The 25,796-nt window shown below is 39.2% G+C and carries 24 protein-coding genes and 2 pseudogenes; 13 read left to right on the top strand and 13 right to left on the bottom strand.

What is annotated here, in order from left to right:
* The first annotated feature begins 382 nt into the window (after positions 1-382).
* From BVH04_RS23135 to BVH04_RS23120, 4 genes are all read left to right on the top strand, one after another.
* Complete coding sequence (locus tag BVH04_RS23135; protein WP_086543839.1) at positions 383-1,423, top strand: quinone-dependent dihydroorotate dehydrogenase; 1,041 nt, start codon at positions 383-385, stop codon at positions 1,421-1,423.
* Between the two features lie 53 nt (positions 1,424-1,476).
* Positions 1,477-3,957, top strand: coding sequence for an FtsK/SpoIIIE family DNA translocase (locus BVH04_RS23130; RefSeq protein WP_086543838.1), 2,481 nt, complete (start codon positions 1,477-1,479; stop codon positions 3,955-3,957).
* Positions 3,958-3,980: 23 nt separating this feature from the next.
* On the top strand, positions 3,981-4,634 hold the full coding sequence (locus BVH04_RS23125; protein WP_086543837.1) for a LolA family protein: 654 nt from the start codon (positions 3,981-3,983) through the stop codon (positions 4,632-4,634).
* Positions 4,635-4,981: 347 nt separating this feature from the next.
* Positions 4,982-6,172 carry an NHL repeat-containing protein gene (locus BVH04_RS23120; protein ID WP_086543836.1) on the top strand — a complete coding sequence of 397 codons (1,191 nt, stop codon included), beginning with the start codon at positions 4,982-4,984 and terminating at the stop codon, positions 6,170-6,172.
* Between the two features lie 142 nt (positions 6,173-6,314).
* On the opposite strand, the gene BVH04_RS23115 is transcribed toward BVH04_RS23120, so the two are convergent.
* The 3 genes and pseudogenes from BVH04_RS23115 to BVH04_RS23110 all read right to left on the bottom strand — a co-directional run bounded on the left by BVH04_RS23115 (position 6,315) and on the right by BVH04_RS23110 (position 8,059).
* Complete coding sequence (locus BVH04_RS23115; protein WP_240511033.1) at positions 6,315-6,890, bottom strand: VOC family protein; 576 nt, start codon at positions 6,888-6,890, stop codon at positions 6,315-6,317.
* A pseudogene (locus BVH04_RS26270) lies at positions 6,873-7,086 on the bottom strand (VOC family protein); the annotation flags it as partial. The pseudogene BVH04_RS26270 and the gene BVH04_RS23115, both read right to left, overlap by 18 nt.
* Before the next feature lie 88 nt (positions 7,087-7,174).
* The gene (locus BVH04_RS23110; RefSeq protein ID WP_086543835.1) at positions 7,175-8,059 is read right to left on the bottom strand and encodes an SRPBCC family protein; all 885 of its coding nucleotides are present in this window, start codon (positions 8,057-8,059) and stop codon (positions 7,175-7,177) included.
* A 367-nt stretch (positions 8,060-8,426) separates the two neighbouring features.
* On the opposite strand from BVH04_RS23110, the gene BVH04_RS23105 reads away from it, so the two are divergent.
* The 5 genes from BVH04_RS23105 (at position 8,427) to BVH04_RS23085 (ending at position 11,754) form a co-directional block, all read left to right on the top strand.
* Positions 8,427-8,639, top strand: coding sequence for a hypothetical protein (locus BVH04_RS23105; RefSeq protein ID WP_086543834.1), 213 nt, complete (start codon positions 8,427-8,429; stop codon positions 8,637-8,639).
* A gap of 39 nt (positions 8,640-8,678) precedes the next feature.
* Positions 8,679-8,957 (top strand): IS66 family insertion sequence element accessory protein TnpA, encoded by a 279-nt coding sequence (tnpA, locus tag BVH04_RS23100; RefSeq protein WP_086543833.1) that lies wholly within the window; start codon positions 8,679-8,681, stop codon positions 8,955-8,957.
* A 1-nt stretch (position 8,958) separates the two neighbouring features.
* Positions 8,959-9,303 (top strand): IS66 family insertion sequence element accessory protein TnpB, encoded by a 345-nt coding sequence (tnpB, locus tag BVH04_RS23095; RefSeq protein WP_086543832.1) that lies wholly within the window; start codon positions 8,959-8,961, stop codon positions 9,301-9,303.
* Positions 9,304-9,495: 192 nt separating this feature from the next.
* Entirely contained in the window at positions 9,496-11,037 is a 1,542-nt protein-coding gene (tnpC, locus tag BVH04_RS23090; protein WP_086543831.1) for an IS66 family transposase, read from the top strand.
* A gap of 30 nt (positions 11,038-11,067) precedes the next feature.
* On the top strand, positions 11,068-11,754 hold the full coding sequence (locus BVH04_RS23085) for a tetratricopeptide repeat protein (protein WP_086543830.1): 687 nt from the start codon (positions 11,068-11,070) through the stop codon (positions 11,752-11,754).
* Positions 11,755-11,888: 134 nt separating this feature from the next.
* On the opposite strand, the gene BVH04_RS23080 is transcribed toward BVH04_RS23085, so the two are convergent.
* The 3 genes from BVH04_RS23080 to BVH04_RS25905 all read right to left on the bottom strand — a co-directional run bounded on the left by BVH04_RS23080 (position 11,889) and on the right by BVH04_RS25905 (position 13,204).
* Positions 11,889-12,329 carry a nucleotidyl transferase AbiEii/AbiGii toxin family protein gene (locus tag BVH04_RS23080; RefSeq protein ID WP_262481383.1) on the bottom strand — a complete coding sequence of 147 codons (441 nt, stop codon included), beginning with the start codon at positions 12,327-12,329 and terminating at the stop codon, positions 11,889-11,891.
* 105 nt (positions 12,330-12,434) lie between these two features.
* Positions 12,435-12,929, bottom strand: a complete 495-nt coding sequence (locus BVH04_RS25910) for an SNF2-related protein (protein ID WP_205635916.1) — start codon at positions 12,927-12,929, stop codon at positions 12,435-12,437.
* 8 nt (positions 12,930-12,937) lie between these two features.
* A complete protein-coding gene (locus BVH04_RS25905) occupies positions 12,938-13,204 on the bottom strand; it encodes a hypothetical protein (protein WP_205635915.1) in 267 nt (88 codons plus the stop codon).
* A 277-nt stretch (positions 13,205-13,481) separates the two neighbouring features.
* Between BVH04_RS25905 and BVH04_RS26750 the strand changes: the two genes are divergently transcribed.
* Positions 13,482-13,628, top strand: a complete 147-nt coding sequence (locus tag BVH04_RS26750) for a hypothetical protein (protein WP_394335244.1) — start codon at positions 13,482-13,484, stop codon at positions 13,626-13,628.
* 629 nt (positions 13,629-14,257) lie between these two features.
* On the opposite strand, the gene BVH04_RS23070 is transcribed toward BVH04_RS26750, so the two are convergent.
* Positions 14,258-14,533 (bottom strand): hypothetical protein, encoded by a 276-nt coding sequence (locus tag BVH04_RS23070; protein WP_086543828.1) that lies wholly within the window; start codon positions 14,531-14,533, stop codon positions 14,258-14,260.
* A 173-nt stretch (positions 14,534-14,706) separates the two neighbouring features.
* Between BVH04_RS23070 and BVH04_RS23065 the strand changes: the two genes are divergently transcribed.
* A complete protein-coding gene (locus BVH04_RS23065) occupies positions 14,707-16,677 on the top strand; it encodes a tetratricopeptide repeat protein (protein WP_086543827.1) in 1,971 nt (656 codons plus the stop codon).
* 426 nt (positions 16,678-17,103) lie between these two features.
* Complete coding sequence (locus BVH04_RS23060; protein WP_086543826.1) at positions 17,104-18,381, top strand: outer membrane protein assembly factor BamD; 1,278 nt, start codon at positions 17,104-17,106, stop codon at positions 18,379-18,381.
* Positions 18,382-18,385: 4 nt separating this feature from the next.
* Here BVH04_RS23060 and BVH04_RS23055 read toward each other — a convergent pair.
* Positions 18,386-18,706 (bottom strand): annotated as a pseudogene (locus BVH04_RS23055) (M48 family metallopeptidase); the annotation flags it as partial.
* Positions 18,707-18,792: 86 nt separating this feature from the next.
* Between BVH04_RS23055 and BVH04_RS23050 the strand changes: the two are divergent.
* Positions 18,793-19,059: a hypothetical protein gene (locus BVH04_RS23050; protein WP_140160650.1), complete on the top strand. Its 267-nt coding sequence runs from the start codon at positions 18,793-18,795 to the stop codon at positions 19,057-19,059.
* 326 nt (positions 19,060-19,385) lie between these two features.
* On the opposite strand, the gene BVH04_RS23045 is transcribed toward BVH04_RS23050, so the two are convergent.
* The 5 genes from BVH04_RS23045 to BVH04_RS23025 are packed head-to-tail and all read right to left on the bottom strand — an operon-like array spanning position 19,386 to position 25,703.
* Positions 19,386-20,588, bottom strand: a complete 1,203-nt coding sequence (locus BVH04_RS23045; protein WP_262481384.1) for a DUF4407 domain-containing protein — start codon at positions 20,586-20,588, stop codon at positions 19,386-19,388.
* A gap of 34 nt (positions 20,589-20,622) precedes the next feature.
* The gene (locus BVH04_RS23040) at positions 20,623-22,698 is read right to left on the bottom strand and encodes a protein kinase family protein (protein WP_086543822.1); all 2,076 of its coding nucleotides are present in this window, start codon (positions 22,696-22,698) and stop codon (positions 20,623-20,625) included.
* On the bottom strand, positions 22,691-23,488 hold the full coding sequence (locus tag BVH04_RS23035; RefSeq protein WP_086543821.1) for a protein phosphatase 2C domain-containing protein: 798 nt from the start codon (positions 23,486-23,488) through the stop codon (positions 22,691-22,693). Before BVH04_RS23035 ends, BVH04_RS23040 begins: the two co-directional genes overlap by 8 nt.
* A complete protein-coding gene (locus BVH04_RS23030) occupies positions 23,489-24,325 on the bottom strand; it encodes a vWA domain-containing protein (RefSeq protein WP_086543820.1) in 837 nt (278 codons plus the stop codon).
* On the bottom strand, positions 24,312-25,703 hold the full coding sequence (locus BVH04_RS23025) for a phospholipase D-like domain-containing protein (protein ID WP_086543819.1): 1,392 nt from the start codon (positions 25,701-25,703) through the stop codon (positions 24,312-24,314). The genes BVH04_RS23030 and BVH04_RS23025 overlap by 14 nt, the downstream gene beginning before the upstream one ends.
* Between the last annotated feature and the right edge of the window lie 93 nt (positions 25,704-25,796).

Here is a 25,796-nt window from a genome sequence, read left to right as displayed (position 1 = left end):
TCCAACAACCCTATGATGTCGCCCATTTTACACTCTTGAATACTGGTGCTTATCGCCAGCGATCTGTTTAGCTTCATGTTGTCTCAGTTTAATGATGCAGCTAAGATAATAAAAACTTTAAATTAGCACCATTATTTTAGAAAGGGGGAATTGCCGCCTTTGCACTTCAAACATTTATCCCAAGGAAATACGTACAGATAAGCGGATACACATAAAACCAAATAAGCGAAAGGTTAAATCTAAGTTGTGCCCTCTGCGCAAATCTCTGTGACCCCCGCGGTTAAATCTTACTTTCAGACAAATCTTAGAATTGATTACTCTTTTCCAATCTTCAAATTTTATAAAACGATATCTTTGCCACACGAACGCAATCCAAATCTACGTGTACAAATCACTACTCAAACCTCTATTTTTCCTAAAAAAACCTGAAGATGCTCACCACTTTACGGTAGATCTAACTAGGTTAACATTCAATCTTCCAATGATCGGATCGATAGTAGAATCGACTTTTCATCTGGAAGACAAAAAGCTGGAGCGTGAGGTTTTTGGATTGAAATTTAAGAACCCAGTTGGATTGGCTGCTGGTTTTGATAAGGATGCAAAGGTCATTGATGAAATGGCTATGCTTGGTTTTGGTTTTATCGAGATCGGGACGCTCACACCAAAACCTCAAGAAGGAAATCCACAACCTAGATTGTTCAGACTTCCGCAGGACGAATCTCTGATCAATCGCATGGGCTTCAATAATGGAGGCGTGTACGAAGCAGTTGAGCGGTTGAAGAAGCGTAAGTCTACTGTGCTAGTTGGTGGAAATATTGGCAAAAATAAGGTCACTCCAAACGAAAATGCTGTTGACGATTATTTGATTTGCCTGGAAGCATTGCATGATCACGTAGATTATTTCGTAGTAAATGTAAGTTCGCCAAATACACCAAATCTTCGGGATTTGCAGGAGAAAGAGCCGCTTAAGGCGTTGCTCCAAGCTGTGAAAAACGTAAATGATCTAAAGCCAAATCCTAAACCTATTCTCCTGAAAATTGCTCCTGATTTGACGGACGGACAATTAGACGACATCATCGAAATCGTGCAGGAAACAAAAATTAATGGCGTAATAGCGACCAACACAACCACTGATCGTTCGCAATTGAATACCTCAAAAGGAGAAGTAGAAGCGATCGGTGCTGGAGGTGTAAGTGGAAAAGTGTTAGGTAAAAGAAGTACTGAAGTCATCCGATACCTATCTGAAAAGTCAAACAAGGCTTTCCCAATCATAGGAGTGGGCGGAATCTTTTCAGCAGAAGATGCAATAGAAAAACTAGAAGCAGGAGCTAGCTTGATTCAAGTGTACACGGGCATGATTTATGAAGGGCCTGGGTTGATCAAAAAGATTAAAAAAGGATTATTGGCTCATTTTTCGCAGTAATTTGTCAGTCTAAATTCATTGAACTTATCATAAATCGGATTTGAATAGAATACATGGCCACCAATTCACCTAGGACCAATACTTTTAGAAAAAAAGGAGAACCCACCAAAAAGAAAGAATCAGGCTTCAAAGCACCTAGCTTTTCTTTTGGAAAGTTTAATTATGCCAAGCTAGTCTTGACACTCGGCATTTTGCTGATGTCTATTGCTATTTTTCTGTTGATCGCTTTTATCAGCTATCTCGTGAACGGGCCTGCGGATCAGAGTTTGGTTATGAACAATCCTAACGAAGCAATCAGAGACACGGCCCGTGAATCTACCAACTGGCTGGGATATCTTGGAGCGCAAGCTGGCAACTGGCTTATCTATCGCTGGTTTGGAATAGCTGCCTTTTTATTTCCTCCATTCCTGTTTTTATTGGGATTCAAGTGGGCCTTCAAAATATCATTGGTTTCACTTACTCGCTACACCACATTCGCGCTTTTCTTTACGTTCTGGCTCGGCCTACTGACTGGCTATGTAGTGATTTTGATCCAAGGCTATTCCTACTGGAGCTTCCTTTCAGGAGGTTTTGGTTATGAATTAGCAAAGCTGTCTGCAGATTTTCTTAGCTGGGGAACGTTTATTTTATTGGGAGGATCCATGCTCATCTTCGTGATTTTCTTTTTTGATATTGACAAATTGGACTGGTTTAGTAGCAAAGATTCTGATCCTGATTTGACGGAGGATGACTTAGATCCTGCTTCTCCTGTGAAAAATCCTTTCGAAGAGGAAATTGAGGAGGAAGAAGAAATCGATGACGACGGAAGCTCTTGGGTGATCAAAGAAGATCAACCTGAGAATCCTATCGAGCTCAAAACGGAATCAAAAACGAAATCTAAAAAAGATGAAATCGCCTTCGATGTACCTCAACTTAATATTCTAGATCCAATAGTAGAGCGCGAGGCAGAAAAGAAAGCAGAGGAAAAAATCTTCTCAGTGGTAAAGCCCACAGGAGAAGAGAAAACAGCTGAGGAAGTTGAGAATTTGGATGCCTACGATCCTACGCTGGATTTACCGCATTACAAATACCCTACCCTGGACTTGCTGAATGAATACGACGTTCAAAAAGTAACAGTTAGCCGTCAAGAACTAGAGGATAATAAAAACAAGATCGTAGAGACACTTGAAAACTTCAAGATTGGAATTCAGGAAATCAAAGCGACCATCGGACCGACAGTTACTCTATATGAAATCGTCCCTGAACCTGGTGTCAAGATCTCTAAAATCAAAAATTTGGAAGATGACATTGCGCTGAGCTTAGCGGCTTTGGGAATAAGAATCATTGCTCCAATTCCCGGAAAAGGCACTATCGGTATAGAAGTTCCAAACAAAAACCGTGAGCTTGTTCCAGCACGTGCTGTTTTGGGCACTGAGAAATTCATGCGCTCGGACAAGGATCTTCCTATTGCTTTGGGTAAGACTATTTCAAACGAGGTTTTTGTTGTTGATTTGGCAAAAATGCCTCACTTACTAATGGCTGGTGCGACTGGTCAAGGTAAGTCTGTTGGTCTGAATATGATCTTAGCTTCTTTGATTTACAAGAAGCACCCATCTCAGTTGAAGTTTGTGCTCGTAGATCCGAAAAAGGTGGAGTTGACGCTTTTCAATAAGATTGAAAGACACTTCTTAGCCAAACTCCCGGGAGCTGAAGAGGCTATTATCACCGATACCAAAAAGGTGATTTACACGCTGAATTCTCTTTGTATGGAGATGGATAATCGATACAATTTATTGAAAGATGCGGGCACAAGAAATATAAAGGAATACAACGCAAAATTCGTCGCACGCAAGCTTAATCCAGAGAATGGCCATCGCTTCATGCCGTATATCGTCTTGGTAATTGACGAATTAGCGGATTTGATGATGACGGCAGGTAAGGAGATAGAAGGTCCGATTGCACGTCTTGCACAGCTTGCCAGAGCAATAGGTATTCACTTGGTAGTCGCTACCCAAAGACCTTCCGTAAATGTGATTACCGGTATAATCAAGGCTAATTTCCCTGCACGACTATCTTTTCGCGTGACTTCAAAGATAGACAGCCGAACTATTCTCGATACTGGCGGAGCAGATCAATTGATAGGCATGGGAGATATGCTCTTATCCCACGGATCTGAAATAACACGAATCCAATGCGCATTCTTGGATACTCCTGAGGTCGATTCTATCTGTGATTGGATTGGCGAGCAAAAAGGCTATTCGGATGCTTATTTACTTCCTGAGTTTGAAGGAGAAGATTCCGACAACTCGATTGGGAGTGTTGATTTCTCCGACCTAGACCCTCTTTTCAACGATGCTGCTAGGTTACTCGTGATGCATCAGCAGGGAAGTACTTCTTTGATTCAGCGAAAACTAAAACTGGGCTACAATCGAGCTGGAAGAATCATCGATCAGTTGGAAGCTGCTGGTATTGTAGGCGCATTCGAAGGATCTAAAGCTCGTGAGGTGCTTATTCAAGATGAAGCTAGTTTGGAACGGTTATTGAATAGTTTGTAAAAGCTGTTCAAACAGCCCCTTTCATGAAAAAATTCTACTTAGTCTATACGCTTTTTCTTGCCCTCTTCTTCTCATTCGACGCCTCAGCTCAAAAGGATCCGAAAGCAAAAATTGTTTTAGATGCCATGAGCCAAAATTTCCAGGCTATGAGTGGTTTTACTGCAAACTTCGACTTCACTTTTCAGGATGCTTCTGGTCCTGGTGATAGACAGTCAGGTGATATCGCTGTCAAAGGCGAGCAGTACCGCCTCAAACTCCCAGATCAGGAAATCTACAACGATGGCAAGACCGTTTGGACTTTTATCCAATCTGACAATTACAAAGAAGTTACTATCAACGATGCTGGCCAAATGGAAGGCGAATTGACTCCCTCCAACATTTACCGACTTTACGAATCTGGCTATAGCTATAAATTGATTGGGGAAAAGCAATTTCAGGGCAAAACAGCTCAGATAGTGGAATTGATCGCTGAGAAAAACAACGCTCCTTTCGAACAGGTAAAACTGATGATTGACAAAAGCAGCTCAAATCTGCTTGGCTGGGAAATGTATGATGGGCAGGGAGGCGTATTTTCTTACACCTTCAAAAACTTAAAGCTTGACGCTAATCTTCCAGCATCCTACTTTGTCTTTGACGCCAAACAATACCCTGGCATAGAAGTGATTGATTTGAGGTGATATTCTAAATGATGTCATTAAGCTCATCTTCTTTGATTTACCACAGGCTAGAAGACCGAAGACGTCCCGATTGCCATCGGGACAAGAGGCCTAAATCTAAGATTGGAACTTATTGTGTGATGCTTTTATCTCAAAAATTATAAAACAGAGGATACCCCTACAAACTTTTTTAGCTCGCCAATATTCTTTCATAAGCATGGGAATGCACTTATAAAAACGGATTTTATCTAGAAAAAACGCAACTTCGATCGTCTTTCTTCTAGCCTGCGAAATAAAGAATATAACCTTACTGGCACTATCCCTACTATCCAGATTTTTTTCTTAACTAGTTGGCCTAAAACTACCTTATGAAGATTCAAGTCCTTTCAACATTTCTCATTTTACTATTTTTTTCTTGCCAGACAAAGGACAATCAATCTGAAAACAGCTCGAATGAGTTACCCAGCTACAAACTGGAGACTTTAGATTCGGTGACAGTTAGCGGTATCCTTGCTAAAATTTTCATGTTTCAGACAGCTGACGAAGATCACATCATCTTTAGAGATGGAGCTTCTTCTGATGTTTACCTATTCGACAGAGATGGAAATCCAACAGATAAATGGGACAAGACAGGTGATGTGCCTGGAGCTTTCTCGATGTCTGGCGGCAATTTCACACAAGATAAGAATGGTAACTTGGTGATTTTGGACATCATGAGTGGCTTGAAATTATTTAAGAAAGACGGCGAGATAGTCCAGAATTTTGGAATTTATCAGAACCAATGGAGCTTGGGAGGGGCATTTTCACATTTTAAAACCTATCAAGTCATCGAAAAAGACGGAAAGGAATACCTGCTTTATTCACTGGACATAATCGAAGAGGCACCTGATGACTACGACCCTGAGTTTCTCCAAACTAGGAAAAACTTGATCCTAACTGACCTTGAAACTGAGGAAACCCAAACATTTTTACCTTTTCCTGAGGGCTCTCAATTCCTAAATGGAAATGTGTTTGTCTTCAGTGATTTCAGACCTGTTTTCTCTTATGATGAAAAATCACAGTTGCTGTATCTCGTTTTTCAAAATGAGCCAATCTTATTTACCTATGATTGGTCGGGGGCAAAACCTGTGTTGAAAGAAAAGGCAGCCTTGAATCTTGATGGATTTGTAGCTGGTACAGGATTCGAAAAAGGAGTTGTGAGCTTCGCGAAAATTGCTGACTATAAAATAAATCCCTATCCCTCACAAATACTCAATTTGGAAAAGTATGGAGATGATTTATTGATTTCATACAAACCAACTCCAGCTGACAAGGGTGATATAGCGATTGTAATGGCAGGTGAAGCTTCCAAAGAGTTAAGAGCGAAGCTATCTGAAGAAATAAAAACAAGAACAGTAGTATTGACTCAGAAAGGAGATATCATTCCTTTAACCTTGCCAGAAATGAACTCATACAATTTCGCAGTAATCGGAGAAGACATCTGGTGGATGAAAAAGCATACTGGAGAAGAGGAGCAAGAGGATTTTACGGTTTATCGAGGTCGGTTGGTGAAGGAATAGCAAGGCTCACATTAAGGATAGAAATTCGCCAATGGAGATGTTAAAAAGGTAAATCCTGGTTCTGGAGAAGCAGGATTACTACAGCGAACTTTGCGAAGCCTTTCCAACCTTTGCGGTTGATGCTGGATCAAAAAATTCCATTTCAGGCATTCGCCAATTTCTCGATATCAAACTTTTTCATTTTCATAAAAGCCTGAACGACCCAACCAGATCGCTCTGGATTGGCCATTAGTTCAGGAAGGATTTCAGGCACGATCTGCCAAGAAATACCATATCGATCTTTTAGCCAGCCGCATTGACTTTCTTTTCCTCCTTCCAAAAACTTCTCCCAGAAATAATCAATTTGCGTTTGATCAGCACATTCCACTACTAAGGAAAGTGCTTCGTTGAAATCGAAATCATGAACAATGGCACTGCCCATCGCAGCAAATAATTGTCCATTCAGTTCAAACTGCGCATGATTGATTTTGCCGTCTTGCCCATTGGCATCACCAGCTTCGTACCTTGAAATCAACTTGATAGACGAACCTTCAAAAATGCTACTATAGAAATTGATTGCTTCTTCGGCTTTGCCAAAATTATTCCAAGAGAACAAAAATGCCGGAATGAATTTTTGGTCAGAAAATTCAGGTTTGTCGATAGTGAGCTGCCAAGTAACTCCAAATTTATCCTGCACCCAACCGTATTTTTTGCTCCACGGATACCTATCCAGAGGCATCAAAGCTCTGCCATTTTCAATCAAGATATCCCAGACTGTTTGGATCTCATCCTCATTTAGGATGATAGTGTAGAATGAAATCGCTGGCGTAAACTTAAATGCAGGGCCACCATTCAGACACATAAATTTCTGACCAGCAGCTTTGAAGATCACTACCATCGGGTTTTTGGTCGACAATCGCAGAATCCGAAAACATCGAGCAGTAAAACTCCGCAGCTTCTTTTGCATTGCCATCAAACCACAAGCATGGGTAGATTGGCTCATTCAGGGTGTTTACAGATTGATTATCCATTTCTCTCGCAGATTTCTTTGAGTTTGTCTAAAGCTTTTGGCCACATACGAATAAAGTATTCATCGAATTCCATGCTGGAGTCCAGATCGATTAAAAGTAAAGTATCAACTCCTTTCTCTTTAAAAGTATATTTCTCATGAGCGCCTTTCCACATTTCTACTTCTTTGCCTTCCATAATTTCTACTCCCTCTTTCAGTTCTCCGAGATGCTCGATATCGACATGTTTATTATGCTCGTTTTTTATGATTTTACTGACAAGGCCATTTTGATTCCCCTCCTCACCTAGAGAGACAAATAGGATCTTACTCCCCTTCTCCCAAGTACCTATATAGGTAGATCCTGGCGAAAACTCATCAGTCCATTCTTCATAAGTCGGCTTTTCCAACATAATTCTATAGACCTCAGCAGCTGTATTTTTGATCAAAATCTCAAAATGCAATCTGACCAATTTTGCTTCTGATTCGGCGTAGGTTTTGAAATTATCTAAAATAGCCTGCCAGCCATTTTTTTGCATTTCCAGAGGCTTGTCCATCTCAGCATCAAACGTCTCCGTGATTTCGATTCCATCAGGCACTTTCTTGAAAGAAACTTTCGCAGCGCGTCCATCCTCCATAATATAGGTATAGAAGGAATGCTTCTCCACTTCCTGATAAACGCCGCCAAAATCAAAACCCATACTACCGTCTTTAGCCTCCATTCTGGAAGTAAAGCTTCCGCCTGGCTGAAGGTCGTTTTCTGTTCTAGGCGTATGCCAATCAGGCGAAGAATTATTCCAATGAATGATATGCTTGGGCTGAGTAAAGTAATCCCAGACTGTCTCGATGGGTGCATTTACAATTGTCCGTACGGTAATTTTAGTGTTTTGAGTATTGTTCATGGTTTTATGATTTGTTTTCAAAAACTAACTTAACAAATTTATCAAGTGAAGGACTGATTCATCCTGTTCAATTCAGACAAATGAAGTACAAATTGCGACAGGAAATAGTAAATTCAAGTTATGAAAAATAATGATTGGTAGCTTTATCAAAACCTATAAGAAGTCACTCAAAGTTCTGCTCAAATCCTATTGAGATTAATAAAATTTGTAATTGAAACAGATCTGTAGACTGTAGGGAAAACATAGGATTACAGATGAACACAAAATATACGCCATCAAATTTCTTGGGCTTTTGAGTCAAAAATTAGAATTTGTGACGAAATGATTCTATGTATTTATCAATTACTGCAACTAAATAAGCTTTGATATGAAACATGAAAAGATGATGTATGATATTCAGCGCCTACTCGCCGAGCAGGACTTTAAGAATGAGGATGAACTGAATGCTTTTATGGATCAGTTGGTTGGGAAGAAAATACCCTTGCCATCCAAAAAAAATATGTCCCCCGCTGAGTGGGCCAAGGAGTTGATTTTTGAGGCCTACGAAATGTATCCACCCGAGCAAGTACATATTTCATGAGCTGATTTGACCCATTAGGTTTGCATCAAAAACAAGCCAATGAGACGAGCAAACCAAGAACAGATGGAAGCAGTTGTTGCTTCCTACCAATCCAGCGGACTCACCCAGCGTGAATTCTGCATCCAACACAGCCTCAAGCTACCTACATTTTCCTACTGGTACCGTAAAGTGTGTGCAAAGACAGAGTCTGTTACTTCTGGCTTTACCGAAGTAACTTCCCCTGTACATTCCGCTGGTTTGGAAGTCATTTTCCCCAATGGGACAATCATTCGGGGTATCCATGACCTTTCGGTGATCCAACAGTTGATCAAGTGGTAAGGTGTTCACGTTAGGATCCTCCCAGCGGTTCTTTCTCTATGGCGGTGCCGTGGACATGCGCAAAGGGTTTGACGGCTTAAGCGGTCTGGTACGCAATTCCCTGGAGCGGAATCCGCTGTCCGGGGAAGTGTATATCTTCCTGAACCGCAGCCGTACCCTGGTCAAACTGCTCCACTGGGAAGCTGGCGGACTGGTGATCTACTACAAGAGACTGGAAAAAGGCACCTTCCATCCTCCTGTGGGAATGGAAGCAGGAGGCACACTTCCCTGGTCATCTCTTGTGCTGATGGTCGAAGGTATCCGGGTGCTGGATTCCCGCCAACTCCCCAGATACACACTGGCCTAAGTTTTTTTTAGGTTTCGAAGCCTTTATTTTATCGACTCTCATTCAGTTTTTTGGGGGTGAAAATGGCCTTGGAGGTAACTGGGAAGCTTTTTGTGCTGTCAGTCAAAAATCAACCCCGAGAGCCTGTTTATCCACAGGGTGTGTGGGAAACTAATGCTTTGAAGGATGATTTCAGGGCATTAGTTTAGATTCATGAACAATCCTCTGGACCAGCTGAGCAAAGCCGAACTCATCGCCCTGTTGGGCGTATGGGAAAAGGAGCTGGAATCCAACACTAAAGTCATTGAGTCCAAAGACCAGCGCATCGAAAAGCTGGAAGGGATTCTTGCCAAGTTCCAGAAGATGCTCTTTGGACAGAAGCGGGAACGCTTCGAGTCACCCGACCAGCTGTCCCTGCCTTTTGAAACGACGGCAGAACAACAACAAGAAGCTCAGCAGGAACTGGACGAAAAAGTAACATGCGTCCGCAAGAAATCCCGTTCTCCACATCCGGGCAGGACTAAACTGCCTGAACATCTCCCTGTAGAAGAAATAGAGCTGTATCCTGAAGGCAACCTGGAGGAGATGACCTGTATCGGCAAAGAGGTCACTGAAGAGCTAGACTATATTCCCGGCAGCTACATCATCCGTCGGTATATCCGTTATAAATACGTGTCCAAGGTACAGGAAGGCAAGTCTCCAATAGCCATCGCACCACTCCCTTCCCGTCTGATTGACAAAAGCAGTGTGGGAAATGGCTTGCTTGCCTCGATCCTGACAGACAAATACGTGGATCATCTGCCGCTCTACCGCCAGCTTCAGCGCTTCAAACGCGAAAATATCCCCATAGCCGCTTCCACACTGGATGGCTGGGCAAGACAGGGAATGGAACGGCTGGAAATCCTCTATGACTGGCTGGTGAAAGACACCTGCGGCAAAGGATATCTCCAAGCCGACGAAACCACCATAAAAGTACTGGACAGCACCAAAAAGAAAGACACACATCTGGGCTACTACTGGGTCTACCACAACCCGGTGAACGGCACCGTCTTGTTTGATTACCAAAAGGGTCGTGACCAAGCGGCTCCCAAAAAGATATTGAAAGGTTTCAAAGGCTACCTGCAGAGCGATGGGTACGCTACGTATGAATACTATGGAAATCAGCCAGGTGTTACCCACCTGGGATGCTGGGCACATGCGCGCAGAAAATTTTTTGAGGCGCTGGAGAATGATAAGTCAAGAGCGACGCTGGCACTGGCCTTTATAGGAAAGCTCTATGAAGTTGAGGCACACTGCCGGGACAAACAGCTCAGCGCGAAAGACAAAAAGTCCTACCGGCTCGACCATGTCTGCCCACTGTTGGAAGCCTTTTCCAGCTGGCTGCAGGAAAACTATGCCCAAGTGCTTCCCAAAAGTATCATCGGCAAGGCCATGTCCTATACCATGACGCGGTGGGAACAGCTCTCCAACTATCTGATGGACGGCATGCTGGAAATCGACAACAATAAGATCGAGAATGTAATCAGACCGGTAGCCCTGGGACGCAAAAACTACCTGTTCGCCGGATCACACGAAGCCGCACAGCGTGCAGCAATGAGCTACTCTTTCTTTGCTATGTGTAAAAAAGAAGAAGTAAACCCGCAGCAGTGGCTCAAGTATGTCTTCGATCAGATAATGGATACCAACATCCAGAAAATACAGCAACTCCTGCCCAAAAATTATAAACTATCCCTAATAAAAAATCAACCTAAATAAAGATGCAGTTGCTCGGGTGGATACTACGAAATGGATCCAGATGATGCGATGGATAATATTATCGAAGCGCTCGAGCTTGACCCTGACTGCATCGAAGCCTTTGAGTTTTTAGGAAACTTGGGAGATAGTATGCCTATCAGCCTTGCTTTCTATGAAAAGGGCGTGGCGCTAGGAGATAAGCAATTTGGAGGTAAGTTTTTAGAGGAGAACAAGGGTCACTTTTGGGGAATGCACGAAACACGCTCGTACATGCGCTGTTTGCAGATGACCGCTGAGATTTTAGGTTTAATGGGGAAAAGCGAAGAGAATATAGCAACCTATGAAAAAATGATCGAGCTCAATCCAAGCGACAATCAGGGTGTTCGCGATCAGCTCGGAATATCGCTTTTAATGGTTGGCGATCTGAAAAAATTCAAGCACTACGATCAGCTTTTCGACTTTGAAGACGGCACGTCCTCTAATTTCAATCGAGCGCTCGCCCAATACAAAAACGAAGGTGCCTCTCCTGAAACGAAGAAACTGATGCAAATCGCTATTAATTCGAACGGCTATGTGGTAGCCAAACTCAACTCCAAAAAAGATGTAGTTTCTGCCCCATCCTCCTACGTTTTAGGAAGCAAGGATGAAGCCACTGGCTATGCATTTTTTGCACAAGATCTCTGGCGCAATACCAAAGGAGCGTTGGTCTGGGCAAAGGGGTTTAAAAAGGGGAAGTGAGGGTCATTCGTTGAATGCTGACGAAGCCTTTGAGCATATAAACAATCATGTTGTTCCCTGCTATGACATACACTGGATTAAGTGGTTGAATAGCGGGGAATAACAATGTGCTCAAGATCAAATACCCTTATTGCTCACTTTTTCACTTCAATTTCCCAATCGAGTTGATTGATTTTCGCTTTGAGACCCGTCAGCTTAGACAGCAATTGTTCGAATGGCAGTGAATCGCCATAGATCATATGCTCCTGCATGATCTTATAATCAGTTGCCCAACTATCCCGCATGCTTGTTGGAGGAATGGGATTCAGGTACTTAGGAGCATGTTTGGAATAATCAAGCCCATTTATCTTAGTCAAAACACGTCTATGATGGACGATATCCATATATAGCTCGGGGCTTGCGAGTGCTTTAGCTGCAAACTCAGATTCCAAAATCCTACCGAGATCGTACAGATGCCTGCTCAATCTGTGAGTTCGGATCTTTGGGGTGGATTTTTGAAACTCTTCATGGAGTAGAATAAGTAATATCAGAATGGATGGGAACAATCTTTCTTTCCTGAAAATTAGACCGAACATCATCATCCAATATATCCTGCTTGAACCTTCTCACATAGTATAGTTCCACATCAGCTTTGCTTTATTCTTCTGACCTGGGAATGGCTATAGGTTCAATCATCTTGATCAGATTTGCAAAAGTCTCCTTCTTGCCATTATGGGAGTGGCTGAGGTTAGAATCAGAGATTCACACCGGGTAGCCAAGAATTGCGCAAGATCACCTCTTTGACTACTGCTATTAGCTACGGTGTGACATTCATCGATGACAATGATATCCCATCGAGACTTTTCGATATAGTGGCGAAATTTCGCATTATTCTTAAGGGTATCTATAGAGATGATCGTCTTATCGTAGTACTCAAAAGGGTTATTATTGGCAGGTAGCTCCGATTTAATCTGGGCAATAACATGGGAATCAAGCCTTACTAAAGGAATAGAAAATCGATTCCATATTTCCTGTTGAAACTGTCCTAAAATAGATTTCAAGGCTAAAACCATGATGCGTTTACCTTTGCCTCTTTTGATCATTTCAGCCAAAAATATCCCCACCTCAATTGTCTTACCCAATCCCACTCCATCAGCTATCAATAACCGTGGTCGAGGGAGCTTGAAGGCTTTCAAAGTTGGGTCTAACTGATAGCCGAAGAGGTTGAAAGCCGCCTTGTGCGCGACGTGTATTTTATTTCCGTACTGGTTACTATTTCGAAGATGTGTTTCTCAAAAGAGTTTTGTCCTTCTGTATCCATAAATTTATCAGCGACTAATGTGGTATTTGCTGGATCTATGATTTGAATATCTGATTCCAGGTGTGAATCAAAATTGAATCGCATGCCCTTCACCAATTCACTAATTCCTTCCACATCCAAAACCAAGGATCCATCAAAATTCTCAATCAAACCGGTTATTAAAAAATCTTCGCCTCGGGTGGAGATTCGAGATGCTAGAGCAAAATTTGAAGATTTGGGCTAATCATTGAAAGAGATTTAGATTTTGGTTTGAAAACACCTCTTTTAGATAAAAATAGTTTGCAAAAAGATAAATGGAGAAATAAACGTATGAAAAATTCCTTTCCATTCTTGTTGATCGGATCCGAACTGTTTTACTAATCTGATAAAGCGTGTTAATTTATTATGGGAATAGCCCTAAATAAAAAAATGTTTTGAGGATCAAAAGTTGGAATTCCACCTTGATATTATATCGAATTATGAATTGGAAAGACTAATACTCTCATATGCAGAATCCGTAAAAGTCATAGCCCCTGAATCATTTAAAAAAGTCATCCAAGACAGGATCAAGGCTTCTCTGGATCAATATCGATGATTATAATTGGAATACCTCTGTTCGAATCTGTGACCATTCATTTAAAACTAATTCTAGATAATTTTTTGAAAACTTAGCATAAAAAAACCGATCATTTCTGATCGGCTCTATGTAGCGGGAACGGCCCCGATAGCCATCGCGGGTCGAACCTATGTTTACAGTCCTGTGTTTGCAGTGACGGATATGAGCCCGACGGGTTGAAACAAAAAAAGGACACTATTTCTAGTATCCTTCAATGTAGCGGGAACAGGACTCGAATAAGCACTGAATATCAATGTATTATACAAAATAGTAAAACTTATAGAGAAACAATTGATCATTTCCCTTAATCATAACACTTTGTAACGATCATTCAAAACGCCCAAAAACCATCAATAATTGTATCTAATTCTTCAGATTTTGATCTAGTTTGAGGTCAAATATAGGAAAGGATCTTCTAACTGAAATCTCGTTGGATTGACTTAATGTTGTCCCTTTTATATACCTCTAAACATCTCCGGCAGTCATTAACCCCCAAAAGGATACTTTCCTACGTTTTTTCAGCTGGAAGCCTATAGCCTGTGTATAATTGAAGAATATTTACGTCTCTCCGTAAGCATATCCCTAAATCCAATAGTACGCTCAGCAATTCATTTTTTTATCTCTGCTGTTCCATAGTCCATCACCAATTCGAGGATTTGTTCCTGATGCAATGAAGGCTGGTCAGCAAGCACTTTTGCAAATTGTACAAGTAAGACTGATTCTCTACTAAAGGCTTGTCGTGCTTCCCCCCTTACCCCTTTAATGATTTCCATGGCCTCTGACTCCCCATCAACAAGGTTATGGTTGATGATTATGTAAACATCGGAATTCATAGATGTACTTGTCAATTCCTTACCAAAGCCATACTTTTTATTACAAGCCATTGTCAATTCGGTGGCTGTCTCTAAAGGTCCCCTGCATTTATCAGCCAGAAGATGAATTTCTTACTATGTTTGCTCATATCTCCAGCTTTAAACCAAATGGTAAAGCGCCCGACCATTCCATTTTTCGTGAAAAAAAATTTTAACCTTTAGCCCTTTTTGGGTTTCTTTAGCACATGGATCAAAGTTTTAAAAAGTCAGAATTTCTCAAAGCAATTTTTCCCGACATCGACATCCATGACAATGAGGTTATTCGAAAGGTTCTGACGATTTACTATTCCCAGTATGGACATACCCCAAAAGTCGAAATCGATGGTGATGTGATTACCATTTCTCTTCCTGACTCGGTTCAGCAAAAATACCCAGATGATTTTTATAAGGCTGCCGATCTTTGTACTACTAAAAAATATCGGGAGGCAATTCCAATTTTTGAGCGGCTAATTGAAGCTAATCCCAAAGTCTCTGAATACCATAGAAATTTGGGACAAGCATACGAAGAACTGGGAGAATACGATAATGCTATTGACAGTCTCATTGAGGCTTTACGATGGAATCCTAAAAACAATTGGGCACTGCTTCTGATGGGTAACATTTACCTGAGAGCAGAAAAAGATACCCAAACAGCATTAACCTACTTTGACCAAATCATTGAGGCGGATCCTGAAAACTATCTGGCGCTGTCCAACATTGGGGGAATTTTCCTAAGACTTGATAAACTGAATTTGGCAGAAAGGTATTTCAAAAATGCCCTGAAGGTGAATCCTGCTTTTGTAAATGCCTTACATGGAATGGGGATTATTGAAATGAGAAAGGGCAATACCCTTAAAGCATTTGAATCAGGGGTATCGGGGCTAAAAGCTTGTCAACCGAAAGATGCCCAGATGAAAGAAATACTCGATGATTTTCTATTGAGTGTAGCCAATCAGTATTTCAAAGAGGGTTCAAAAATGGATCTGGTAGCGGATTACATCAGCCAGCTTGAAAGGGTATCCGGAAAAGAAATACAAATCCAGATTATCAAAGATCTTAAAGTAAATGCAAAAATAGAGATTGCGGAAAACTATGATAGAGACTATCATTTGGTTTCCTATCGCCCAGATTCGCCAAGAATTGAACACTTGATTTGTCACGAGCTTACGCATCTTAAACTGATCCTGTCAGCAAGGGAATTAGGTGAAAACCTTCTTTTCTCAAGTGATCAGGAACATTTAATTAGCTTCCGAAAGCTGATGGAGCCTACCTGTAAAAAGCTAAGATCTGATGGATTGCCTGAAGAGAATATTAAGGGATTTATAGAAAGTGTTTTCCACGGACTAAACAGCAGAGTTTTTAACGCCCCGATTGATTTGTTTATAGAGGATCTACTTTACAAAGAGTTCAAGGAGCTACGCCCATACCAATTCATTTCTATGGTTGAAATGGACAAGCTTTCTCTACAGGCTGTTACTGACCAACAGATCCTTGATATCACTCCCTCTGCCTTGATTAGCAAAGTTAAAGTCTACAACGCCCTTACGGCAAGACAAATTGATAACCTTTATGGAACTTCATTAGAATCCAGATATCCTCTTAGCCCTACGGAAAAAGGCTTTTTAGATCAGTTCTGGGATGAGTTTCTGGAATACAGGAAAGATCGAGAACCCGGAGAAGAATATGAATTGGTTCAAAACTGGGCCAATGACTTGGAACTGGATGTATTCTTCAAATTCAAGCGAGATCCCAACAATTCAAAGAAAGGGAAAGAACCTACTGAGGTTCTGGAGAAAATTGAATCCAACCCACTCGGCTCGGATAGTTTCTTATTGGAAGAGGAAGAAGAGATGAAGAAATTTCTTTCAGCTAATGCTGATGTGAATATCAACATGGCTATTTTCCTTCATATGGTGGACGCAATCAAGTTTTTCAAAAAACACGATGAACAATGGATACAAGAAATCGCAATGGAACTCGCTATGCTAGGTAATACAGGAATAGATCCCCACAAGCAGGGATACAAGGTTTCCTTCCAAAAAGGCAAAGGATTCTCAGGTCAGAAGGTTCTGGCTTACATGTATGTTTCAATTGCGCTTAGCCTTCCTGATTTACTTGCTGAGCTTAAAATGCCATTTGAGAAGGAATACAACCTTGCAAAAGTCTTCGGGACTTAATCCGATTAAGTTTAGAGATGACCTTCTGTTTCAATTTTTGTATCAATTTGATTAAACTGTTACAAACCAATTAAGAAAAAAATGACGATGGTTCCGAATTGGTGGTATCATGAACCACATGTAATAAAATAGACCAGACTCTTCAACAGATTATTGAGTCTGGGATTAAGGATATCGACTGGGATGTAAATGCTAAGGATTATGGGTTATAGGCCCATTTTATTTTTAGAAGTCTGACTTTTCTCAGATTTTATTATTCTTTTTTTGATTCAATACTCTTAGATTCTTTTTAACCTATTGAACCAATTTTCTTCAATAGACCAAAAAATACCCTGTACAGGGTATTTTAATCTATCATCTATTCATTTTATTTGGCCTCCTTAATAATTCAGTTAATTCTGAATTTAAACCCTAATAGATAAAGCTTTGAAAAACTTAAGCGTTTCCAGAATATTACTAATCTCCCTATCCGTCATATTATTTTCCTGCGGTGCTGGTAAACAATATCAAGTTACCTCAACCTTAGGCACAATTCAGGCATATGAGAACTTTTTAAAGGAATACCCAAAAAGCTCATACGCTCAACCCGCAGCAATTAGATTAAAAGCCCTTTATGAAAACCGAGATTGGAATATAGCAAAGAGATCGAACTCTTCATTTTCCTATAAAAATTACCTTGATTCCTATCCCAATGGGAAAAATGTCAGCGAAGCTAAAAGTTTATATGCTAAAGCCACAAAAGATGAAAAACAATTAGAAGACTGGAATAAAGCCAAGTCGCTCAATACAATTAGAGCATATGAGCAATACTTAAGTCAAAACCCCAGTTCTAAATACAGTGCCGCAGCAAGATCCGGAATCACTGAAATAATCACTTCAGATTGGAATAAAGCCAAATCGAAAAATTCAATAGATGCTTATAATTCATTTATTTCTGCCTATCCAAATTCCAATTTTGTTACCGAAGCTCGGAAAAAAACTACCGATATAATGGACAGAAATGCATGGTTAAATGCTTCCTCTGAAAACACCACCGCGTCTTATAGTCAATACTTAAGAAGTTTCCCATCTGGAAACAATAGCTCAATTGCAAAAAACAGAATCAATCAAATTCAAGAAGAAAAACTGATTCTACCCGCATGGAATCGCACTCAAAGCCAAAATAGCTACCACGCATACAAAAGTTTTTTGAGCCAATATCCTAATTCTTCTTATGCCTACCAAGCAAAATCTAAAATTCAACAATTCGAAAACACAGCTTGGTCTAAGGCCCAATCATTGAATACGATAGCGAGCTATAATACTTTCTTATCCAACTTCCCCTTCAGTGATCTTGCTGATAGTGCAAGAAAGAAAGTTATCGATTTGGAAGTCGCAAATATTTTTAAAGGAGATTATGGCTATATGCCACCTATGAATAAAACTTCTTCCAATGGATTTGGAGCTACCAGACCAACAACGAATTCTATAGAGATTTACAACAATACTGCATACGAACTTACAGTATGGTACAGTGGCGCTGAGAGTAAAAAAATAGTTCTACCTCCTCGAAACAGAAGATCATTCACCTTGCCAAATGGGCCATATAAAGTGGCTGCTTCTGTCAAAGCTTCTAACGTCACGAAGTACGCTGGTAATGAACGGCTTGATGGAGGTAATTACGAATCTGAGTTCTATATAAACACAAGCACAAGTTTTTTCTAATAATTCATAGATCCATCTTCATTCCATTGTTCTTAAGCCAAGCTTCTTTCTCTCGGAAGTTTGGCATTTTTTTATCCAATTCATTCCAAAAGTCCTGTGAGTGATTTGGGAACTCAAGATGTACCATCTTATGGGTAATGATATAGTCTAATACTGAAATAGGTGCCATAGCGCATTTCCAATGAAAATTCAATCCGTTTTTAGGAGTCCAAGAAGCCCACCGATTTTGTAAATCCATAACCTTGATGGAGGTTGGGCTTTGATCAAATTTCCCTAAAATCACTCTCAAGCGTTCCCTTATTTTTTCTTCCGCCTTTGATTTATAAAATGCTCTAAAACCTCTTCAGATTTATTTAAAAATTTCTTTCAGCCAACGCAGACTTAAAAATCAACATGGCGATTTTCCTTCACATGGTGGATGCAATTAAGTTTTTCAAAAAACTCGATGATCCAAGAATACAAGAAATCGCAATGGAACTTGCCTTGCTTGTTAATACAGGAATAGATCCCAACAAACAAGGATACAAAGTATCTTTCCAAAAAGGTAAAGGATTCTCAGGGCATAAGGTTCTTGCCTATTTGTATGTTTCAATTGCGAATAGCCTTCCTAATTTACTTGCTGAGCTTAAAATGCCATTTGAAAAGGAATATAACTTTGCAAAAGAATTTGGAACTTAAGCCTATTAAGTTTTGATATGAACTTCTGTTTCCATTTTTGTATCAGTTCAGTTGAACTGTTACAAACCAATTGAGAAAAAAATGGCGACGGTTCCGAATTGGCAGTAACTTGGATTATTGATGATCCAAAAGACCAATCCAGTCAGCAAATAATTGAGCCTGGAATTGAGGGTGTCGATTAGGAAGTAAATAAGGAGGTTTATGGGTTTTGGTTGAAATAGAGGCAAATAATTTATTCTATATTTCTTGAATAAAAAATTTGATTATCAAATCTGTTTTACCTTAAATATTGACTTTTGATTCAGGATGTTAGGCTCGTTTAATCATCATGAAGTGATAATTCCATCAGGATTATCCCTTGCCTTTTGAATTTGACCCTCTTTCCACTTGGCAATTGCTGCAGCAGCAATTTCAGACTGAGCTAATGCAATAGTTTTTAAAAGCTCTCTATTGGCTAACAATTCAGCTTCCAGCTTTTGAGAACTTTTTTCTGCGTTGATTTTTACATCAGTATTGACTTCTTCATTTAGGTTTGATGTCAGCAACATATGCCGGACTTTGACCTGATGCTTCTTATAATCTATAATATCATCATAAGGACCTCTTTCAGTCATCATTTTAAACAATATTGGAGCGATTTCTATAAATACAAAGAGAATGGTTACAAGCCACTTTGCAGCCCACAGGGAAGAATCCTTATCCGTCAAAGATCCGAGGGCTTCGAGCCTTGCCAATAATCCATTTCTACTCTCAAATTCAGTACGTAAAGAAGCACTTTTCTGTCTTGCCTCATCTCTTAAATTATTAATTCGACCTTCTTTTTCTCTTATACCCTGCAAGTCTTGTTCATTGAGCTGTCCATAGCTTGCTTCCATATTTTTAAACTCTTCATTTAGATTTATATAATTTTCTTTTGCCTCACGGAATACAGGCCCTTCCCCAGGCCTGCCAGTTCCACAAGTGCCATTCAATTCACACATGTACTTGTCATATGCATCATTTCTTTTAAGCCTTAAGACTTCCAATTCCTGTCTCCTAAGATCAATTCCTTCCTCGATTGACTGGTTTTCTTTAATAAAAGTAATTGCTAACGAATCTGCCTGGGCCGTATAGTTAAACTCAGACTCCTGTGTGGTTAAGTCATTCAATCTCTTAATTTCAGCATTAATCTCACTCTCGAACAACTTTAGTTCAAGAGGAGTTGATATTACTAAACCCAAAATTATTGCCATCATCAATCTTGGCGCTGCCTCAATCATTTCCTGTCCAGAAATTGTTTTCTTGCCATCTCCAACTCCAAAACTTGAGACGATGTATCGATCCAAATTAAATATTAAGGCGCCCCAGAAAAACCCAAAAAATATCGACGGATAAACATCATCGAATGCCGTATAGAAAGCATAACCCCCTGCAAAAGTGGCCATGAGGGCAGTAAATACAATCGTGCCTCCTATGCCATAGAATTTATTCTTCTCCATAGGCACTTGATCAAGCACCTCCAAATCAGCCCCAGAGGACCACAAAAACATAGTGTAAAATTTATCCCAAAGGAATTTGAAAGGATTACTCATTAGATTGAAATTTTAAAAATTTGGATACTTTTTTAAGAAGGTTTCTATAAGTCAATTTTGTAGGTAATTCTAAAGAAGGTTCTTCATAGTTACATTTCAAATCGGGTACACGAAGGTTAAAATTTATCTGTCCATCAAAGTATTTGATCTCCGATGGCAAAGAATCAACAGTGTTTTGAAATTTAATCTGAGCATACTTGTACAATGGATCAGGTACTTTCAAGGGAGTTAAGTTGATTGTGGCATTCAATTCGATTTTTGGGAATTCTACCATTAACTGCTTTACTATCGGCAATGGGAATGGCTTTGCTTTTACTATCTTGGACTGAGTAAAAAACAACCCTTTCACTATTAAAGTAAAAGAGGTCTCATCCTTAATAGGAATATGTTCTATTCCTTCCTGATTAACCTTTCCTATCGCTGGCGTTATTTCAATTGATACAGCATTGGTAGTTTTCCACTTCAAGTCAATGTTATCTAACCCATAATCTAAGTTGACTTCGTAAGAAAATTCTTTTATAGTTGGCCTAATCAAATCAATGAAGACTTCCGCTTCAGATATTTCTCCAAAGCCACCTTCACATTGAAGTTTAAACGCAGTTGGTATAATGGGTTTCACTGCAAATTCACCTGAGGAAGGATCAAGTCCTTTGACCCCATTAATATTAATTTTATAAGCATCTTTCACACTCCAAACCAATAACACTGGCGATTCATCTTTCCTTACAGAAACATCTGACTTGAAAAACTCAACCTTGGGAAATCTTCTATTAGCCCTAATAAAAATAGATTGAGTAGACGAGATATAGAAGTTATGAAACTTAACTTCTATATCTTTCTCTTCAGGTACTGAAACTTCTATTTCACTTTGGCCAATTGTGCTAATGGACTCTCCAATTGAGACATAATCCACCTTTTGAGCAACCCAGCGAATAATAATTTTTTCACCACCATAATCAATATGTTTTTTATTAGATTCTAATGAAATAATCACGGGGTGTGTTGGTAGCTCAGAAATGACCCCTTCAAAAAGGTTTATCCATTCTTTTGGTTTTACTACTTTTTCATAATTTGAATATCCTTCATTAAATGAGTTTTTGAAAAGTAAGCCTATTCCTTCTACTCCAGCTTCCTCATAAGTTTTAATTGTTTCCTGAATATCAGAAATTGATTGCTCAGCGCGTTCATTGAATAGACTTGAATCGGGCTTGAAGTTAGGCCAACTGATATTTTTTATATACTTCTCCTTTTGAGTATCATCAAGTGTGGTTAAAAAGCTAAAGGGAGAATTTTGGCCTGAAAAGAATTGGAAAATAGCAGCATTGAGAGACCAAACTTCATTATGTAAGAATTTTTGATGACCGTAATCGTCGTTTCCAGTAAGTTTATCAAAGGCTTTATTTAACCATGTTATCTTTCTAAACCAGCCAGTAATCGATCCCTTCGTTGAGGGTTTTTCCTGTGTTTTATAATGGAAACCACTATCAAAATCAATCAGGCAAAGCATTTTAGATTCTGGATTAATAAAAATTGAAGCCGCTTTAACATCAGAATGTAAAAAATCAAAATCATGTAATAACTGAAAGGTTTTTGCAAGTTGATAGCTATAAAGCACTGCTTCTATTCCATTAACAAGATCATTCCTGATTTCCTCATCACCATAATCTTTATAGCCTAATAAAGATAGGTCATACATCAAAAGTCCCACAAATAACTCTCCAGTCAAACTATCATTTGACTTAAAAACTAAAAATGGCATCCCTAACAATGTCGGAAACTTTTGAAAAGTTGTCACTCTACCCTTCAATTGATTTCTTTTAAGCTTCACATGAAGTTGCTCAACAGCATTGTATGCATGATCTGAATGCTCTTGCTGGTGATATATCTTAAGTAGCAAATCTTTCCTCTGCTTTCTATTTACGCTGACTACTTTATGGATATTAGCAAACCCGCCTGTCTTGTAGACTTCATCCTGATAGCTCAGATGATGCAAAAATTCAATTTCTCCGTCAGCTCTTCCCTGACCTAAAAGTGAATATTCATCAAATGAATCAAAGTCTCTAATCATTTCCTGATTCCTTTGATAGGTAATAATCAAATACTTTTTCTGTCACCAAAAGACCTATACTAATATCATCTTCTAACGAACCCTGATCTTTAAATTCTTTACACTTATTGTCCAGCATCATTTTTAACCCGTCATTTCTCACCTCCCTATCACATTTGGTTTGAAGGTTTTCGTGAAGAGCAAATAAAATCTCATGAAATAAATCCAACTCAGATCGCCATATTCCATTTTCATCCACGTCTGCAATAAATTGTGTTTCAATTGAACCAAGACCATCGGTAAAAAAAATCAAGATGTCTCCACATTCAGAATTAAGAGTCAAATCCAGAGTGGAAATCTGAAAAGTGTTAGCGAAAGAATTTGTAGAAATATGTCTTGTTAGAGCACCTGTTCTATCTACATGTGGAAGCATAAGGTGTGTATATAGATTGACTTTCTCCCCAAGTTTTTCGTAATAAAAATCGCCACGAAGTCCTGATATACCCCCATTTCCCAAATAGCCAATCCTTACGGAATCCTCATTTAATTCCCTGCAATAGATTAAAGTAGTACCACCTTCATCTTTCATTCTTTTGATTTGCTCAGATATCTCATTTACGATCTTTTGATCATCAAATCCTCCATAATGATTGATAAGTTCATTGATAAAAAGTTCGCACACTGTCGATGAGACAATTCCTGAACCCGATAGTGAGCCTATCCCATCACATAGTACTAATCCATTGTGAGTCGATTCTGAAGAATCCTGATTTTTGGAAACTCCTTTTGTTGAAGTAGCAAAATAGTTCACTTAAATCAATTGAGATGTAGCTGTAATACTATTTATCATATGATTTCGAATTGCTTCTGGATCAACAGCTGACATAAAAAGATCATCTGAGCTTGCGAAATGTTTCAGTTTCTCAGCACGTTTCTTTCTTTTTTCCCTCACTTCTTCTACTGGTGTTTCTTTAGAATAGTCCAATTCGTCTTTTTCTTCATCCCAAGAATACCATTTACTTCCTTCTTCGATTAGCTGGTCTAAATACATTACTGAAATACTGAGGTTCTCATTCAATTTCAGCTCTTCTATTTTCATTAACGAATCCTTATAATCATCCATCATACCATCTGTCATTAAAAGGATTAATGTATTTCTCGGTAACAAATTATCTTTCATATCCATATACTCGTCAACCATTTTCTCTACTTCACACAATGCTGGTAAAAGCTGAGTCCCTCCAGTTTTGTCCAGCAATTTTAGTGAGTTGAATGACTGTTGTTCAGAAACTTCCTTTAATTCCTTAATTCCAAAAACGTTTTTAAACTCATCAGAAAAGGCAACAAAACAAATATCAAATGAAGTCTTATTCTTACTATTTCTCAACCTGTCTAGCACCTTTTGTACATTCTCATGGATATCCTGAGCTTTTGAGATTTTATTTAACGAAAGTCCTTCCATTGAGCGAGAACCATCCAATACAAAAAGTACCAGCTGATTGTAGATTCTTGGTATGACTTCATTTTTATTCAAGCTCGATTTTAGTGCGGCGAGCTTTCCCTGAAGTTTTCCAAACTTCTCTAAAGCATTAGGACCTTTAGATGGCAGACTTCTTTGATTTATCTTTACAATTTCATTTTTCTTCATTTCTACCGTATTTGGTTAACAATTCCTGATAATTTTCTGTCAGCTCATTTTTCTTCTCTTCAAAATACTTGTTCAAATCTTTGGACATGATCGTTTTAAATTCCTCAGAAGATTTAATCTGATATATTTCATGAAGTAACATATACAACTTAGATTTTAATGTTTCCAATTTTGCCGTGAGTATTTCAAGCTCTGATATTGACTCCAGTTCATCCAAGGACTCCCCGCGACGAAGCTTATAACAGATATATCTTACCCGATCTAAATCCTTTCTATGATAGGCCTCCGTAAGCTCACTGAAAACCTTCTCTGCTTCCTTAACGTCCTTTATTTTTCTTTCGCTTGAATCAGGATGACAATACTTCGCAGCTTCGCGATGCAATTTTTTCAACTCATCTGCTTCATTTTCATTTAGCTCTGGAATAATATTTTCTAATTCCTCATCAAGTTCTGCTACAGCTTCTTGGTACTGTCTTTCAGCTTCTTCAAATTCTGAGGAATGGACGTTTCGTTTCTTCAGCTTTTCATTAATTTTTTTCTTGAGCACAAGGATTTTAATAATCAAGGGGAAGAGCTCAATTGTATATCTGTGATTAAAGTCTTCTACTAAGTTCTCCAAATCCACTTTTTCCGATTCTAATAAAAGAATTTGAAAAGAAATTAGGCGAATCTGAGTTTTTAGATACTCTCTTTCAAAGGCTCCAACATTGATTACTTGTGAGTAACCTCTCAAAAAAACATTAATCTCTTCTAATGCCTTTCCGTACTCCTTGAGCATGATCAAATCATAAATATGTTTTATCTGATCTACATTCTTGATTTTATTCGCGATTGGAAAAATGTAAGTAATCTCTCCGATTTGAATAAAGGTCCGAATAGCTGTGAGCGTCTTAATACATTCTGAAAGAGATAATTCTTCTTCCATAGTTTTCTGAAAACCTGCTAATTCTTTGAGTTTTTGAAATTCCTCATAAAACCTCGATGCATAAATTGGGTCCCCTCCAACTACGGTGAGGTTCTCCTGATTTGAGTGATTCGCTTTTTTCGTATAGTTAAATGAACCATTTAAAACATAATAGTGGTCTATAATGCAAAACTTATTGTGCATTAAGCTATTGTCACTTCCGCAGGTAGCGAAGTACCCGCCATTTTTATTGAGAATCTCGTAATCATTACGCGAATCCCAATTAAATTGATGGTTTGTAATGATTACTTCAACCTTTATTCCTTCGTTGAGTTTCTCGATCAGCCTATCAAAAATCATGGGATCGGTGAACCAGGCCACAGCTACGTAAATTGATTCATTTGCTAAGTCGATATGCTCTAAAATTACGTCCCCAAGGCTGGATCCTGAGCTAAAAAAAATTTGGTGATTCATTTATAAACTTAGGATTTCTTTACGTCAAATTTGAATAAAAAATTTGTATTCGCAACTTAGTTGACAGGAATTATTAAAATGAGATTTAATCAG

The organism is Algoriphagus antarcticus (genome assembly GCF_002150685.1).
GTDB lineage: Bacteria > Bacteroidota > Bacteroidia > Cytophagales > Cyclobacteriaceae > Algoriphagus > Algoriphagus antarcticus.
The sequence above is the reverse complement of the archived record's forward strand: the minus strand, read 5'-3'. Positions and strand labels throughout refer to the sequence as shown.

What these genes read in the sequence shown, in the direction of transcription:
- BVH04_RS23030 (WP_086543820.1), bottom strand. Translation starts at nt 24,325, where the DNA reads ATGAAGAAAAATGAAATTGTAAAGATAAATCAAAGAAGTCTGCCATCT.
- BVH04_RS23080 (WP_262481383.1), bottom strand. Translation starts at nt 12,329, where the DNA reads ATGTTCGGTCTAATTTTCAGGAAAGAAAGATTGTTCCCATCCATTCTG.
- tnpA (WP_086543833.1), top strand. Translation starts at nt 8,679, where the DNA reads ATGAGACGAGCAAACCAAGAACAGATGGAAGCAGTTGTTGCTTCCTAC.
- BVH04_RS23110 (WP_086543835.1), bottom strand. Translation starts at nt 8,059, where the DNA reads ATGAACAATACTCAAAACACTAAAATTACCGTACGGACAATTGTAAAT.
- BVH04_RS23105 (WP_086543834.1), top strand. Translation starts at nt 8,427, where the DNA reads ATGAAACATGAAAAGATGATGTATGATATTCAGCGCCTACTCGCCGAG.
- BVH04_RS23130 (WP_086543838.1), top strand. Translation starts at nt 1,477, where the DNA reads ATGGCCACCAATTCACCTAGGACCAATACTTTTAGAAAAAAAGGAGAA.
- BVH04_RS23120 (WP_086543836.1), top strand. Translation starts at nt 4,982, where the DNA reads ATGAAGATTCAAGTCCTTTCAACATTTCTCATTTTACTATTTTTTTCT.
- tnpC (WP_086543831.1), top strand. Translation starts at nt 9,496, where the DNA reads ATGAACAATCCTCTGGACCAGCTGAGCAAAGCCGAACTCATCGCCCTG.
- BVH04_RS23025 (WP_086543819.1), bottom strand. Translation starts at nt 25,703, where the DNA reads ATGAATCACCAAATTTTTTTTAGCTCAGGATCCAGCCTTGGGGACGTA.
- BVH04_RS23070 (WP_086543828.1), bottom strand. Translation starts at nt 14,533, where the DNA reads ATGGCTTGTAATAAAAAGTATGGCTTTGGTAAGGAATTGACAAGTACA.
- BVH04_RS23065 (WP_086543827.1), top strand. Translation starts at nt 14,707, where the DNA reads ATGGATCAAAGTTTTAAAAAGTCAGAATTTCTCAAAGCAATTTTTCCC.
- BVH04_RS23040 (WP_086543822.1), bottom strand. Translation starts at nt 22,698, where the DNA reads ATGATTAGAGACTTTGATTCATTTGATGAATATTCACTTTTAGGTCAG.
- BVH04_RS23045 (WP_262481384.1), bottom strand. Translation starts at nt 20,588, where the DNA reads ATGTTTTTGTGGTCCTCTGGGGCTGATTTGGAGGTGCTTGATCAAGTG.
- BVH04_RS23125 (WP_086543837.1), top strand. Translation starts at nt 3,981, where the DNA reads ATGAAAAAATTCTACTTAGTCTATACGCTTTTTCTTGCCCTCTTCTTC.
- BVH04_RS23085 (WP_086543830.1), top strand. Translation starts at nt 11,068, where the DNA reads ATGGATCCAGATGATGCGATGGATAATATTATCGAAGCGCTCGAGCTT.
- BVH04_RS23115 (WP_240511033.1), bottom strand. Translation starts at nt 6,890, where the DNA reads ATGCCTCTGGATAGGTATCCGTGGAGCAAAAAATACGGTTGGGTGCAG.
- BVH04_RS23050 (WP_140160650.1), top strand. Translation starts at nt 18,793, where the DNA reads ATGGTGGATGCAATTAAGTTTTTCAAAAAACTCGATGATCCAAGAATA.